Origin of the sequence: Comamonas squillarum, from assembly GCF_025309455.1 — a bacterium.
Taxonomy (GTDB): Bacteria; Pseudomonadota; Gammaproteobacteria; order Burkholderiales; family Burkholderiaceae_C; genus Comamonas; species Comamonas squillarum.
The window spans coordinates 3,749,564-3,764,637 of record NZ_CP104377.1; the positions used below are offsets into that span (position 1 = coordinate 3,749,564).

8 protein-coding genes are annotated in these 15,074 nt (G+C 61.7%); 4 read left to right on the plus strand and 4 right to left on the minus strand.

All coding sequences use genetic code 11. The features are described 5' to 3' along the window. Positions 1 to 37: 37 nt before the first annotated feature. The 3 genes from N4T19_RS17240 to N4T19_RS17250 all read right to left on the minus strand — a co-directional run bounded on the left by N4T19_RS17240 (position 38) and on the right by N4T19_RS17250 (position 3,232). A complete protein-coding gene (locus tag N4T19_RS17240; protein ID WP_260718620.1) occupies positions 38 to 1,021 on the minus strand; it encodes an ABC transporter substrate-binding protein in 984 nt (327 codons plus the stop codon). A 117-nt stretch (positions 1,022 to 1,138) separates the two neighbouring features. Beyond that, complete coding sequence (locus N4T19_RS17245; RefSeq protein WP_260718621.1) at positions 1,139 to 2,101, minus strand: LysR family transcriptional regulator; 963 nt, start codon at positions 2,099 to 2,101, stop codon at positions 1,139 to 1,141. 399 nt (positions 2,102 to 2,500) lie between these two features. Continuing rightward, positions 2,501 to 3,232, minus strand: coding sequence for an SDR family oxidoreductase (locus tag N4T19_RS17250; RefSeq protein WP_260718622.1), 732 nt, complete (start codon positions 3,230 to 3,232; stop codon positions 2,501 to 2,503). 129 nt (positions 3,233 to 3,361) lie between these two features. Here N4T19_RS17250 and N4T19_RS17255 point away from each other — a divergent pair, with 129 nt between their 5' ends. The 4 genes from N4T19_RS17255 (at position 3,362) to N4T19_RS17270 (ending at position 14,613) form a co-directional block, all read left to right on the plus strand. Then, positions 3,362 to 4,177 (plus strand): LysR family transcriptional regulator, encoded by an 816-nt coding sequence (locus N4T19_RS17255; protein ID WP_260718623.1) that lies wholly within the window; start codon positions 3,362 to 3,364, stop codon positions 4,175 to 4,177. A 1,099-nt stretch (positions 4,178 to 5,276) separates the two neighbouring features. Then, positions 5,277 to 10,958 (plus strand): carboxypeptidase regulatory-like domain-containing protein, encoded by a 5,682-nt coding sequence (locus tag N4T19_RS17260; RefSeq protein ID WP_260718624.1) that lies wholly within the window; start codon positions 5,277 to 5,279, stop codon positions 10,956 to 10,958. Positions 10,959 to 11,047: 89 nt separating this feature from the next. Further along, positions 11,048 to 14,356: a transglutaminase domain-containing protein gene (locus tag N4T19_RS17265; RefSeq protein WP_260718625.1), complete on the plus strand. Its 3,309-nt coding sequence runs from the start codon at positions 11,048 to 11,050 to the stop codon at positions 14,354 to 14,356. Further along, positions 14,356 to 14,613, plus strand: a complete 258-nt coding sequence (locus N4T19_RS17270) for a hypothetical protein (RefSeq protein WP_260718626.1) — start codon at positions 14,356 to 14,358, stop codon at positions 14,611 to 14,613. Before N4T19_RS17265 ends, N4T19_RS17270 begins: the two co-directional genes overlap by 1 nt. A gap of 109 nt (positions 14,614 to 14,722) precedes the next feature. Here the strand turns inward: N4T19_RS17270 and N4T19_RS17275 are convergent, their stop codons facing one another. Beyond that, the gene (locus N4T19_RS17275; protein WP_116925463.1) at positions 14,723 to 15,010 is read right to left on the minus strand and encodes a GNAT family N-acetyltransferase; all 288 of its coding nucleotides are present in this window, start codon (positions 15,008 to 15,010) and stop codon (positions 14,723 to 14,725) included. Between the last annotated feature and the right edge of the window lie 64 nt (positions 15,011 to 15,074).

Genomic DNA, 15,074 nt, shown 5'->3' on the forward strand with positions numbered 1-15,074 from the left:
GAAGGGGGTTTGGCGATCACGGGGTGTGCTCCGGCCTTCAGACAAAGGAGGCATCAATCCAGTCTTTGACGACCGGGGCCTTGTCAATCTGCTTGTGCTTGACCAGCATCTCGGCGAGCTTTTGCAGGCCTTGCACAAACTCGCCCGTCAGCAGCTCTTTTTGCTGCGCCTGCGGGTACCAGTCCGAGCCGGTGACGGCCGACATCTGCTCCTTCATGGTGAGGCCGGTGAACTTGAGCAGCGCCTGCGAGGCCTTCTCGGGCTGCTCGCGCAGCAGATCGCTGGCCTTGAAGTAGGCCGACAGGTAGCGCTTGACCAGGTCGCCGTTCTTGGCGGCAAACTCGCGGCGCACCAGCAGCACATCGGGGCCGGGCGTGACCTTGAAGGACTTGTAGAGGCTGAACTGCGAGTCATCGGCCAAGAGCTTGACGCCGGGCTCGCGCAGGATGTTGTCAAAGTGCGGGGTCCAGGCGGCGGCCGCATCGATCTGGCCGGTCTTGATCGCGCCATGCAGCTCCGGGCCGGGGATGTTGAGCACATCGGCCCCGCCCGGTTTGATGCCCGCCTGCTCCAGCACATCGAGCACCAGCAGGTGGGTGCTGGATGCAAAGGTCACGCCGATCTTCTTGCCTTTGAGATCGGCCACGGAGTCGATGCCTTTGCGGGCGACCAGGCCTTCGACGCGGCCAAAGTTTTCCGGAATCGCAATGATCGCGAACTGCTTGGCGCCGCGCGACATCAGCGCCAATGCCGAGACAATGCCGGCGCAGCCAATATCGACACCGCCGGACATGAAGGCGCTCATGCGGGCCGACGAGGTGGCAAAGGACTGCCAGTCCTGCGTGATGCCCACCTCCTTCAAATAGCCCTCGGCCATCGCCAGGTGGGCGGGGTAGTGGCCCAGCCAGGGTGAGCCCCCGTATTTGACGGTCGCATCGGCCGCCCAGCTGGGCAGCGACAGCGCACTGGCCAATGAGGCGGCGGCGCTTTGTTGGATAAAAGAACGGCGGTTGAGGGTCATATGTGTCTCCTTGGATTTCCTGTTTTTTAAAGAGCTGGCCAATCGCTGGACAAGACACTCCCCTGGCGCGGATGCGGCGGCATCCCAGCCATGGACAGCGGCTTGTGCAAGGGTGGGCTAGCTCAGCGCGATCCCGCTTCTGAGCCAGGGGATCAGTTGGCGTACATCGGGAAAGATGTCGTTTTCCATGACGCTTCTGCTTACTTGGAAGCAGTTCTCGGCCATGTCCACGTACTCCCCCTCGCGGGAGAGCTGGTAGATGGTGCGGTGCAGGCTGGCGCCGGGCAGCGGAATGGCGGTGATCTGCCCGCTGTAGGTGCGGCCCTGCAGCAGGCAGATGGGGGTGGTGACGGTCCAGCCCAGGTCGGCGGCGACCATGGCCATGACCACGTCGGAGGTGTCGATCTCCAGATAGGGGCGTGGGCTGAAGCCCTGGCGGCGCAGGTGGCGCTCGATCAGCGCGCCAAAGTGGGAGCGGGCGCTGAAGCGGATCAGCGGCATCTTCTCGATCAAGGTGGTGAGGTCGGCGTTCTTGAACTCTTTCTCGCGCACCTTGGGGATCACCGCGATAAAGGGCTCGGAGAAGATCGAGCGGCGCACGATGTGGTCGATGTCATCGAGCGTGTCTGTCGTGACGATCAGGTCGAGCTGGCGCTTCATCAGCGCCGTCGCATGGCTGTTGGCCAGGCCCGACCAGAGCAGCAGCTGGCTGGCCGACTCGGTGACCTTCTTGACGATGGCCGGCCCTGCCGTGGCGGCAAAGGAGTCGATCATGCCGACGCGGATGGCCGGGCGGCTGGCCAGGTCGGCATCGCGCACATGCACCACCAGCCGCTCCATGTCCTCGACAATCTGCCCGGCGCGGCGGCTGAGTGCAATGCCTGCGGGCGTGAGCTTGAAGGGCCGCTGCGAGCGGTCAAACACCTGCGTCTGCAAGATCGCCTCGATCTGCGTGATCGTCTGTGAGACCGCCGATTGCGTGACCCCCAGCGCCGCCGCCCCCTTGGACAGGCTGCCCGAAGACGCCACGGCCTCGAAAATCTTCAAGGCGCGCACATCGAGACCCGAGGTTGTCTTCATGTCGTCTCCGTTGTGGATCCACTGCAGCAGCTGAGGCGTTTTGCGGTGGATTTTTAAGGATCCTCTGCAAAACCCTCGCCAAGCGGGATGGACGCGGATCGGGATGAGGCGCAAGGCGTCTTTTGCAGTCAATAGCGCGCTATTGACAAGAAAGACAACACAGCGGATCGCCCGAGCCCGCGATCAGACCACGGCAGGGAGTTTTACAGAGGGTCGTTAAGTATTAGTATTTCTACAAATACTAGCCATTAAGCGGAGATTTTGATAACAACTTAATTAAAACTAATACTTAGGATCAGTTTCGCTTGGGTGGGGCATCTTCAGTCGTCCACAAAAAGCCTCCAAGGCCGCAACATGCTGGCGGCGATGGAGGCTGTGGCCGGGGTGGAGCCGGAGCTTTTAGGCTTGCTGGCGCGTTGCGGCCAGCACGATTTCGCGAATGCAGACGCCGGCCGGCTGCGCATAGGCGTAGTGGATGGCATTGGCCACATCCTGCGCCGCCAGCACCTTGCCGCCCATGGCGGTTTTCCAGTCCTCGTAGCCGGACTTGATGGCCGCATCGGTGGTGTGGCCGAGCAGCTCGGTCTCCACCGCGCCGGGGGCGATGGTGGTCACGCGCACATGGTGGGCAGCGAGTTCCTCGCGCAGGTTTTCCGACAGGCCATGCACGGCAAACTTGGTGCCGACATAGGCCACATGGTTGGGGAAGGTCTTGCGGCCGGCGACCGAGCTCACATTGATGATGCTGCCGCGCTGGCGCTGCACCATGCCGGCGGCAACGGCATGCACGCCGTTGAGCACACCTTTGACATTCACGTCGAGCATGCGGTCCCACTGGTCCGGGTCCTGGCGCGTGATCTCGCCCAGCAGCATGACGCCGGCGTTGTTGACGATGGCATCGGCCGGGCCAAAGCGCGCTTCGCCTTGCTGCACGGCGGCGGCCAGTGCGGCGCGGTCGGTCACGTCGACGGAGAGCGCCAGCGTGCCAGGCAGGTTCAGCGCCTGCATGGGCTCGAGCCGGCGCGCCAGCAGCAGCAGCGGGTGGCCGAGCGACGAAAACAGCTGCGCGGTGGCCAGGCCAATGCCCGAGCTGGCACCGGTGATGACGATCAGGGGTTGGCGGTTTTGCATGGTGGTGTGGCTTTCTAAAGAAATAGATTTTTCTGATGAATCAGTAGAGAATCTAGTGTAGAGCGAGCGTATGGCGTTTGAAAAATGGTTTATTCTTCTTTCACTCATACGTTTTACTTATGGCTTGAGATGGACTACCGCCAATTCCGCGCCTTTGTGGCCGTCTTTGAAGAGCGCAATATCACCGCCGCCGCGCAGCGCCTGCACCTGAGCCAGCCGGCGCTGTCAGGCAGCATCCGCCTGCTGGAAGAGGCCCTGGGCACGGCGCTGTTTGTGCGCAAGGCGCGGGGGGTGGAGGTGACGGACGACGCCCGCGCGCTCTACCCCCAACTGCGCCGCATGGTGGCCGAGGCCGACGACCTGGCCCAGCGCTTTCGCCAGCGCGGCGCGCGTGCGCGCCTGACCATTGGCGTCGAAGAAGATGTGGCCCGCAGCACCGTGCAGCACTTGGCCGCCACCGCCCGTGCTTGCGTGCCCGGCCTGCAGCTGCACCTGCTGGCGCAGTGCGAGGGCGATGCGCGCCTGGCCAGCGAAGAGTTGCGCTGCGAGGACGAGCTGTTTTTACCGCTGCTCAGCGAGCGCTATGTGCTGGCCCTGCCCGACCAAGCGCTGCCGCCAGACCACGCAGCGGGCACCCCACAAGACCTCGCCACCGACTGGATCGTCTGCCCCAGCCACGCCAGCCACCAACGCCTGATGCCGATTTACGGCAGCCGCGCCGACACCCCCGCCGCGCTGGCTGGCAACTTCTCGCTGGCGCTGGACCTAGTGGCTGCCGGCGTGGGCCGGGCGATCGTGCCCGAAACTCTCGCGCAAGCAATTCCGGGCGTGCAGACCCAGCCGCTGGGGCTGGAACTCAAACGCCGCATTGGGCTGTGCTACAACGCGCAGGCGCTGGGTAATGGGGCGCTGGCGCAGTTGCGGGATGGGGTGTTGGGGGCTTGAGTTGAGCCGCATTTTGCGAATAAAACGGCTGCAATAAGCCATGCTATATCCAGCAAAGCAGTTTTTGATGGCCGGCTTGGGTGGGATATCCGTGCTTTCAGAATTGCGCTGGTATATGCGTCCATGGTGCCTATGACGTAACGGGGCCTTACGCTGAAATGAGACATATCTGAATCCTGTGCGCCAGAAAACAGTGTTTTTTGTTTCAAACTGTGTAAATCTGTATAAACACCACCAGCGTTTTGCGTGTCTTGGCCGTTGTATTGGATCCCGAACTATTAGAACGGCGATGCTGGGGCGTGGGATTAGTGCCTGACAGCCGCTATCCAAAAGCAGAGCTTGTAGCGTAATAAATCTCAAGATAAACGGTCTATTTCTAGGCCAAAAATCCAAGTCAGTGCGCCATTGTGCCTAGCGCTTGATACTGACAAGTCGCTGACAACTAACCAGAAACCCACCATCATTTCGACGGTTACAAACACGTTAGGTGCTTTTGTAAAGCTCGTCTACATTTGCCTCCATAGTTATATCAAATGGAAACAAAATGTATATAGAGGGAGCCTGGGGGAGGGAAGCGGCCGCGCGCTGCATCGATGTCGTAATGCTTCGCCGCCCTGGCGAAAACCACGCTGGCAATGCGTGGTGAGTGATCACTATGAATAGCTGATCGCACTCTTGGTCAATTCTCATAGCCATCGACCCCTTTTAGAGAGGTTGGCACCAGCGCCGCGCTGGCTGGCTCACCCGCTGTGGTGGCAAATACCGAGATAACCTAATACCTGCAGATCTGAAACGGAGGGATGCCTGTACGCATCCGCGTTGTCGTGTCTGCTGCGATTTTTATAAATACGAGAGATGGATGGTGACGACAATGGTGCCAGAGGGGAAGCAATTTTTTCGTGCGTGGGGCAGACGCTTATCGATATGGCTGTTACTGCTGCTGTTCATGGCTGCGGGGGTGACTGCAGCACGGGCCGATGGCGTGGCGCAGGCCAAAGGTTTGGCATGGTTGCAGGGGCAGGTTCTGCCGTCCGGCAAACTGGCTAGTAAATCACGCTTTGGTACTGCTGCGCAGGCGCAATGCGAAGCGGCGCAAACGTTGCTTCGCCTGGCAGGCAATAACAGCCAGGTAACGGCGCTGGTGAATGCCATGCCCGCATCGGGCGATAACGTACCGACGGAAACCCTGGCTTGCTGGCAGTCGCTTAAAACCCAGCAGGGCGTGCAGATTACCTCGCCGTTGTCCTCTCGGTTTATTGCCGACAAAGGCTTTGCCACCTATCCCGATGAAATGGTGCCCGGCATCATCGACACGGCCTGGGGTTACAGCACCATGGCGACACCCGCCGCATCCACGCGCCAAGGGGTGATGCAGTGGCTGATGTCCAAGCAATCGGGTGGCATGCTCAAGGCGGGCGGCTATGCCAATCTCTACACCACGGCGGTGGTGCTGCGCGCCATCAATCCAGATGCCTTGAAGGACGCAGGCACCTTGGCCTTGGCACAGACTTTGGCCCAGGCGCTGCTGGCCAAGCAGGCGGCCTCTGGCGCATGGGGCGAGAGCCAAATGCTCACCGCTTTGGTGTTTGAAGCAGTGCATCCCTACACCGCATCGGCACCGCAGGTTGCTACCCAAGTGCAAAGCTATTTGCTGGCCAGCCAAAAGCCCGATGGATCCTGGGAAGCCGACAGCTACACGACCGCCCTCGCTTTGAGGGCTTTGGCGTTGGTTGCCGTCAAGCCGACCGACCCGGGCCAGCAGGCCAACTCCGGCACGGTCTTGGGCATGGTGCTCGATGGCAGCAGCAATGCACCGCTGGAGAACGCCACGGTCACGGTGACACCGGCTTCAGGAGGAGCTCCCATCTCGGTGCAGACCAATGCACAAGGCTTGTACGAAATTGCGGTATCGCCCGCCGGCCAGGTAGGCGTTGCGGCGACCAAGGAAGGCTATAGCCTGGTGACGGGATCGGGGGTGGTGCAGGCGCGCGGCAGCTTGAGCTTCTCGCCCACGTTGACCAAGGCGATCACCGTGACCCCGCCTGCCAACCCGGACCCCGCAGTGACGACGGTGACGGTGCAGGGCACGGTGACCCAAGAAGCCAATGGCGCGCCGATGGCCGGGGTGACGGTGACAGTGAAGAACACGGCCGCCGGAACAAGCTACCAGGCGAGCACCGATGCCGCAGGCAAATACAGCATCGCCAGTGTGGCTGCCGGTGCAGTCGTACTTTCTGCTGACAAAGCGGGCTGGGTCAGTGCATCGGGCACGGCACACCTGCCTGCCGGCAGCACGGGCCTTTTCTCGCCTGCGCTGATCGATGCGAGCTCGGCGGGTGCCACATCGGTGCCGGTGAGCGGACAGGTCATCGATGCGGCGACGAAAGCGCCACTGGCCGGTGTCGTGATCGCGATCCAAGGGCCCTCATCCCAAACCACCGGGTCCTCGGGTGCCGATGGCAAGTTCTCGATGACGGCGCCCATCGGGGCCATCACCCTGAAGTACACCCTGACGGGCTATGGCGCCATCAGCCAGTCTGGCACTTCATCCATCGGATCGCGGCTGGATGCCGGCATCATTGAGATGTCTGCGGCGCGCCAAACCAGCGTCTTGCATGGCCTGGTGACCGATACATCGGGCGCTGCGATTGCCAATGCCACGGTGGCCGTGGGTGCAAACAGCGCGTTGACCAATGCGGCCGGTGCCTATGTGCTCGAGGGGCTGACAGGCACCGCCTGGGATGTGCAGGTGTCTGCCAGCGGCTTCCAATCGCGTAGCTACCAACTGACGATTGCCGAGCCCGGCGATATCACGCAGGACTTTGTGATTCCGGCGTCGGCAGGGGTGGGCTTTCTCGATCTCGCCGACTTGGTGGTAGCGCCCACGACCACGGGTTTGAACAAGCCTGTCAAGGCCAGCGTCAAGCTGAAGAACAACTCTGCGGCGGCATCGACCACCAGCATCGTGCTGGAGATCCAGGGCCCCGCCGGTGATGTGGTGGCCACACTGTCTGCGCTGGATGCGGCGGCCATTCCATTGGGCGATGCGACGCTGAACCCTGGCCAAGCGCTGGAGGTGTTTTTTGACTGGAACACCGCCAGCCACGCCGCCGGCCGGTATGCGGTGATTGCCAAGCTGGTCGAGCCCGGATCGCGCGGCAAGGACAACCCCACTGGCGTGGTCACCGGCAGCTTGCGCGCTGCACTGGACATCACGCCCCAGGCCGCATTCTCTGGCTCGGCCAATGCAGAGCCGCCGGTCGTACAGGCTGGTGCGAATACGCCGGTGGCCTTTAGCGCCCTGGTCAAGAACGATGGCAACGTGGTGCTGCCCGCATCGGGCTACTTGCTCAAGGTGAGTGACTCCACCACCGGCGCGCTGGTGTACCAGACCACGGCGCAAGCCCCCAGCATTGCGCTTGGTGGCCTGCAGGAGATCAGCTTTGGTACCTGGATGCCCGACAAGGCGGCCAGCCTGAAGGTGGAGGTGACCGCCGGCATTGCGCCGGGCGCCGCTATCCAGTCCAGCCTGTATGTGGGTGATATGGCCAAGGCCGAGTTCACGGTTGACAAGCCAGTGGTTCCGCCAGGTGACCAGACGGTCAAAGGCAAGATCAAGATCACCGGGCTGGATATGGCATCGGGCAGCAGCACCGATCTGTTGGCGCCGGTGATTCGGGATGCCGTGACCAAGGCCGTGCGCTATGGCGACAGCTATGCCTACCAGCACCATGTGAGCGATCTCAAGTGCTTTGCCTGCCATGTGCAGACGCAGGCTGTGGTGGGTGGCGAGAAGAACCTGCGCTTTGTGCAGCCGCTCGACCAGAACAAGCGCAACGAGCTGATGAATGCCATCTTGCAGCAGGTGCGTGCGGACGGCAAAGTCAATTACTCGGGTGACACCTACATCCGTACCACCACCACCTTGGGCTTGTGGGCGACCAAGGAGTGGCACAACCCGCAGGAGATTGCATCGAGCAACCGCAAGCTGGCCGAAGCCATTGTCTCCATCGCCAACAATGGCGAATGGAATCCGGACTATGGCGGCCACTGGTGGGGCTCAACCGGTCAATCGACGGGCATCAATGTGGCCAGCTTGGTGGACTACAGCACGCTGCTGAACAAGCACGGCCCGGGTACCGTCAAAACCAATGCGCCAGTCAGCATTGCAGGGCTCAGCACTGGTGACCAGCGCTTGGCCGTGGCTGCCAACGGCCAGGTCTATGTGGGGGACAGGGGCCGGCAAACTGTCTATGCGGTGGATCTGGCCTCTGCCCAGGCGACGCCAGTGGCGACGGGTTTGCCGATCCAGAACCTGCGTGTGCTGGCCAATGGCAAATTGCTGATCGCCACCACCTCGGGTGTCTACCTGTCGGACACCGGGGGCACGCCCGTCAGGATCAGCAGCCAGGCCAGCAGCGATGCGATGGAGCTGGCAGGTGGGGGCTACTTGCTCAAGGCCTATGGGCAGACCAAGCTCTTCAAACTCGATGACGCGGGCAACCTGTCGGAGTTCCTTAACAGCAACCTGCTCGAATCGACGGGCGGGCAACTGGAGCAGGAGCCCGATGGCGCCATCTTGGTGACCCACCCCGGGCAAAACCGCGTCTTGCGCTTTGAGCTGAGTGGCGCGTTCAGAGATACGCCTGCGGCATATACCAATGGCACGCCTTACCAGCTGGTTCGGTGGGGCGACAAGGGCTATCTGCTGAGCACCAGCAATGGGCTGTATTGGTACAACGAGAACTGGATTGTCGAGCGCCTGGGCTTTGCCTCCGTCAATACGGCGGTGGCCTTGCCGGATGGCTCGCTGCTGTGGAGCGACAGCTACAGCCTCAACCGCATGGCATTCACGCCGGCGGACGCTGCTGATGTTGCGGCCAAGATCGACGCGGCCTTGGCGAAGTCGGCGACCAAGCTGGTGGCGGGCTCGATATTCAATGCCTCGAACAATGCGGACATGGCGTTCAGAATGATGGGCCTGTCCAAGCTGCGCGAGTACTACCAAGGCACGGCGCGCGCTGCGGAGTTCGATACGCTGATCTACGACATGGCGCAGACCTTGTGGAGCCGCCAGAACAGCGACGGCGGCTGGGGCAATACGACGGGTTACACCACCAGCGACCCGGTGGCGACGGCCATCGTGGGCGTGGCGCTGGACTTCACCAACCCCTCGCGCAGCGACCCGAGGTTGCGGCGAGCGATTCAGTATGTGCTTAACCAGCAGCGCGCCGATGGCTCCTGGCTGAGTAACCAGGGGCTGGGCGGATCGCTGCTGTCTTCGACCTGGATCGAGATCTGGCTGCCCACGATGCTGGACCGTCTGGGTGCGCTCGATGCCGACCTGGTGGTGAACTTTGCGGCCAACACGGCGCCGACAAATATCCAGCCCGCGCCCACCAAGACGCTGCCGCAGGCCGATGGCTCCACGCAATACCTGTGGTCATTCACCGGCATTACCGAGACGGGCCGCGAGGTCAACTTTGACCTGGCGCTGGCCAACATGGCCATTGAAGAAGTGCGCCCGGCCGCGCAGATCGCGAGCCTGCAGTTCCAGAACAGCTTTGTGGTGGGCGAGGTGGTGTCGCCCATCGTGGTGCCGCGCATTGCCGCCAATGCCAACATCCGCATCCAGGCGTTGACGGACAAGCCGGTGTACACCAGCCAGGAGACCGCGTTCTTCTCCGCTCCGGTCACCAACCAGGGTGTGGCTGCGCGTGAGGCACAAGTGCGCTTTACCGTGTTGGATGCCAATGGCGATGCCGTGGCCTCTCTGCCTTTGCCTGCACCGGTCAACGTCGGTGTGGGGCAGACCCTGCAGGTGGACAGTACCTGGCCGGCAGCGGGTGTGCTGGCGGGCGACTACCTGCTGCTGGCCGAGCTGGTGTCGCCAGAAGGGGTGGTTTACGGCAGTGCCACCGCACCCTTCAAGGTGGTGGGCGGCCCGGGGCCCGGCAATGCGACCAAGATCAGCACCGACAAGGCCGAGTACCTGGTGGGCCAGGCCACGCAGATCACCTCACGTGCAGGCAACACTTCATCGAACGTGGTGCAGCAAAACCTGCGTGCAGAAACCGTGGTGCTGCAGCTGACGAGTACCAAGCGTGAGCGGATGAAGGCGACCCCTTCGTTCCAGCAGATGGAGGCGATCACGCAGCTGGTGCCCGCCGGATCGCGCGAGTTTGGCTACACCCTGCCCGCAGGGCAACTGAGCGAAGGCACCTACCAGGCGCATTTAAAGCTGTACGACAGCGCGGGCAACCTCTTGTCTGAAAGCACGACGGGCTTCCAGGTCAAGGCGGCAGCCGCTTGCGTGCCTGGTGCGGTGGGTGCCATTACCGCAACGCCCAGCACGGCCAACATTGGCGACAGCGTTGCGCTGGGCTTCAAGCTGGACAACCCCGGCGCTGCGCTGGCCAACGGCGCAGTCACCCTGCGCGTGGTCCACCCCGACAGCGGCGCGCTGCTGATGGAAGAGGCCAGCGCCAATGTGTCGATAGCAGCTTCTGGCCAGTGGAGCCAGACCTACCGCTGGACCGTACCGCAAGGCGCGCCTGCCCATGTGCTGGTAATTGCGAGCTTGGGCAAGGCGGGCTGCGAGGAGGCCGTGGCCACAGCGGCCTTGAAGATTGGCAACGGCGGCAATGGCAACGGCGCCGGAACAGAAACCGGCAACGCCAAAAAGGTGCCAGTCCATGGCCCTGTTGGATTGCTGCTGCTGAGTGCCGCACTGGCCTGCTTGGCCGCTGCGGGCCTGCGACGCCGGCAAGCGGGCCGCTGACCACCACCACAACGGGCCCATGCACCAAGGTATGGGCCCGCACCTGACAACGACAAGAAATCAAGAGAGAGATCGACATGGCGATCGTTATGACCAACAGACAGATGGCAGCCGCAGCGGGTGACGCAGCGACCGATGCCGTGATGCGCGGCTTCAAGAAAATAGTGCGTCCTGTTGCCTACGTGGTGGCTGCAGCCCACATCGCGCTGGCGCTGCAACCGCTGAGCGCCATCGCCCAGGAAAAAGGCCAGCAGGCCTACAACCCGATGGCGCAAAGCCAAATGCAGCGCCTGCAGGCCTGGGATGCCAAACTGAAGGCGGCCAACTACCAGGCCCAGAAAATGGAGCAGGCCGGCTCGCAACGTTTGCAAGAGCTCATCGCGCAAGCGGGCGAGCAAACCCGGGACTTGCAGGTGCAGCAGTCGCTGGCACAGCCGCAGCAAAAGAAAGCAGGCCCAGCGCCCATCTACAACGCCAAGACGACCCCAGAATCGCTGCGAAACACGCTCGCCGCTATCCAGGACGAGAGCGGTATTGCGCGCGAAGACCTGCGCAGCATGCGCGCTGAGTTGGTGCAAAAAGGCCTGGGTGCCGAGATACTGGCCCGCCACGATGCAGCGGCTGCCGAGTTTGAGTTGAAGGTGCAAAAGCTCGATGCGTTGGCTGCGCGCTTGCTGGGCAACAACGGCGGCCTGGCGGCCAAGTCTGCCGCCGCCATCAACAGCACGGATCTGCAAGCGCTGGGTGCACTGCTCGCGCAAGGCGCACCGCAGAAGAAAATCACCACCAGCCCGGAGCTGCCCTGGCGCACTCCCACCCCTACCAAACGCGAGCCCGCGCAGACCCGCCAGGCCTGGAGCGAGCAACTGGGCCTGCCAATGGGCCAGGCCGCGCTGCAGTCTGCACCAGTGACCAAGCTCACCACCGTGGGCGGCGTGCAATTTACCGTGCCACCCAGCGCCGACCAGGCGCCCAGCGATGCCGACCTGGGCGAGACCGACGAGATCGTACTGACCGATGCGATCAAGGCCAAGGCCGCCGAGCTGGGCAAGAACCCCGTCGCTATCCAAAACTGGGTGCGCAACCACATCGAATGGGTGCCCACCTGGGGAGCCGTGCAGACGGCCGACACCGTGCTGGCCAGCGGCCGGGGCAATGCCTTTGACATTGCCAGCCTGGCCATTGCGCTGCTGCGCGCGAGCAATATCCCCGCCCGCTACCAGCTGGGCACCATTGAGCTGCCCGTGGCCCAGACCATGAACTGGGTAGGCGGCGCCCAGGTGCCCGCGGCTGCGCAGCAGCTGATGGCCCAAGGCGGCATCGCCAACACCGGCATCATCATGAATGGCAAGATTGCCTCCATTCGTATGGAGCACGTCTGGGCCAGCGCCTATGTCAACTATGCAGCCAGCAAAGGCGCCGTTGATGGCGGCGCCGATGCCAGCCCACCGCAGCACCCCAACATCAACGCGAACGCCAATGGCTGGCTGCCGCTCGATGCCAGCTACAAGCAATACCAGTACGCCCCGGGCATGGACCTGCAAAAGGCGGTCCCGCTGGATGCCAAGGCGCTACTCGACAGTGCCCAGTTGGGTGCCACCGTCAACGAAGCTGAAGGCTGGGTGCAGAACCTGAACCAGGCCGCCGTGCAAAACCAGATGCAGCAGTACCAGGCCCAACTGCAAAGCTACATCAACAGCCAGAACGCTGGCGCCACCGTGGGCGATGTAATCGGTAAAAAGATCATTGCCGAGCGCATGCCCTCCACGCTGAGCGGCCAGTTGCCCTACACGGTGGTGACGGAAAACCCCGCCACCAGCCGCATCCCTGCCAGCCTGCAGCACCAGTTCCAGTACAGCCTGATGGACCAGTGGGGCGAGCAGATCCTGAGCTACACCGCCAAAGTCAGCCAGTTGGCCGGCAAGCGCATCACGCTGAGCTATGTACCCGCCGACAAGGCCACCGAAGACCTGATCGCCAGCTATCTGCCCAAGCCCCATGCAGACGGCAGCCCCATCCAGCCAAGCGAGCTGCCCACAAGCCTGCCGGGCTATCTGATCCGCTTGAACCCGCAAATCAATGTGGATGGCCAGGTTGTCGCCCGCAGCAGCATGGGGCTCACCATGGGCACCGATTTGCAAGGCCAGGGCGGTTTTACGCAATACAGCAACCCCACTCAGTGGGACCTGACGCCCGACTCGAGCCATGTGGTGGGGCAGGCGACTGCGATTGGGATCAGTGCGGGAGGGATCAGTGCTAAGCAGCTGGAGGTACTCAAAGCAAGGCTGAACAACACCAAGAGCCAGCTGCAAGCCAATGACGTGCAGAACCTCACGGGTGAGAAAGTCAGTGGCGACCTGCTGACGGCCGTCATCTGGAGCTGGTTTGCGGTGGCGGAAAGCCATAATCGCCTCAGCCAGAACCAAACCGGCGTCATGGAGACGCCAGGACTGAGCTACGGTCTATTCCATGCTGCGGCCAGCCCTGTTTACAGTTGGGGTGTGGTTCGACAGGTCAGATTTCCCGGTGTGAATTTGGACATTGGCCATATCCGTAACCTGACCTGGGCGAAGGACAACGACAAAAGCAAGTGGATTGGCTACAACCGCATTCGCGGGCAGTTCATGAGTGCGCTGGAGCATGCAGTACCGGAGCGGTTCTTTAATGATTCGGCGCAGTGCAACCTGGTGGGGGCAGCCAATCCGGTAGCAGGCCTGCCCAGTTGCCCCGAGGGCATCTCGGCAGTCAAAGCCATTGGGCTTGCAACGGCTGAAGGGCAAAAGATTTACACCATCACCCAAAAAATCTACGCCAACCATCCGAACATCGTAAATGCTGCACTCAGCGCGCACAGCTATGAGACGCAGATGAAAGTGGGGCAAGCACTGGCTGCGGGGAAAGAGGTAACGATCCACGAGCGCCCGATCATTGTGCATGGCTGGAAAGGTGCTGGTTTTATCAGCATTGATCCAGAAACCGGCGCTGGCGCCTATACCATTGAGGGGGGCAGCAATGGAGGCTGGTTGACGTTGCTTTCAGCCGCCCTGGCTGGGCTGGTAGATGCATTGATCACAAAACTCCGAAACCCCAATGCAGTCAATGGACCTTTGAATGAACTGACGAGATCGTATTACATCAATTTGGCGGCTAAAGCCGCCACGATTCTGTCGTTCATCGTATCCATTGTCGATATTGTCCAGAATCCGGATCTGTCTACCCCCAAGAAAGTGGCTCAGATTCTGATGGTGCTGTCATTCTCTGTCGCCGCGATGGAGGGCGCTGCTGCTTTGGGGCTATTCTTTGCCAACCCTATTACAGGCGCGGTGCTAGGAGTCTTGCTGGCAGTTGCATTGGCCTATTTCTTGATGGAGCTTAATATGGCGATTGCGGAACTGTAATGTACAGACTCACTTCGATTCTCATCCCCTCACTCATATTTTTGCTTGCTGCCTGCATTTGCTTTTTGATGAGGATGGCTTTTTCGGTGCCAGCGCTGAGCTTCTTCAAAGCGTTTGGCATTGGAATGGTGTTGGCGCTGATGGAGGTGCAGCTGCTGAAAAGGATGGATGAGGGCAAGCTGAAGTATTTGTTGCTGGATGGCGCAATCTTCCCGTTTCTCTCCATGGGGATTGCTGCAGGTTTTTTGATCGGTTGAGCTTTACGAGCGAGGCAGACGGCTGCTGCTATGGGGGTCGATCTGCATTGGCGGTGGTCAAAGCGCACATGGGCCGAAGTAAGGTCCCATGTGTGCAGCCTAGAGCCGATCAGGACAGCACGTCGCGCAGCGACGCATCCTTGGCGAACTGGGCCTTGGCAAAGGGGCACAGTGGCAGCACCTTGGTGTGGGTCTCACGGGCCCAAGCCACCAGCGCATTGAGCAGCTGGCGGCCTGCGCCTTCGCCGCGCAGTGAATCATCCACTTCCGTGTGGTCGATGATGATCATCGTGGCATTGGTGCGGCTGTAGGTCATCTCAGCCACGCGTGTGGCATCGCGGTTGATAAAGAACGCGCCTTTGGAATCGGCTTCTTCGTGTTGGACGGTGTAGGGCATGCGGGCCTTGGGTTGAACAAAACCCCAAGAATAAGGGATGGCGGCAGCCCTGGGGGTGGAGGTG

What these genes read in the sequence shown, in the direction of transcription:
- N4T19_RS17255 (WP_260718623.1), top strand. Translation starts at nt 3,362, where the DNA reads ATGGACTACCGCCAATTCCGCGCCTTTGTGGCCGTCTTTGAAGAGCGC.
- N4T19_RS17245 (WP_260718621.1), bottom strand. Translation starts at nt 2,101, where the DNA reads ATGAAGACAACCTCGGGTCTCGATGTGCGCGCCTTGAAGATTTTCGAG.
- N4T19_RS17275 (WP_116925463.1), bottom strand. Translation starts at nt 15,010, where the DNA reads ATGCCCTACACCGTCCAACACGAAGAAGCCGATTCCAAAGGCGCGTTC.
- N4T19_RS17270 (WP_260718626.1), top strand. Translation starts at nt 14,356, where the DNA reads ATGTACAGACTCACTTCGATTCTCATCCCCTCACTCATATTTTTGCTT.
- N4T19_RS17250 (WP_260718622.1), bottom strand. Translation starts at nt 3,232, where the DNA reads ATGCAAAACCGCCAACCCCTGATCGTCATCACCGGTGCCAGCTCGGGC.
- N4T19_RS17240 (WP_260718620.1), bottom strand. Translation starts at nt 1,021, where the DNA reads ATGACCCTCAACCGCCGTTCTTTTATCCAACAAAGCGCCGCCGCCTCA.
- N4T19_RS17265 (WP_260718625.1), top strand. Translation starts at nt 11,048, where the DNA reads ATGACCAACAGACAGATGGCAGCCGCAGCGGGTGACGCAGCGACCGAT.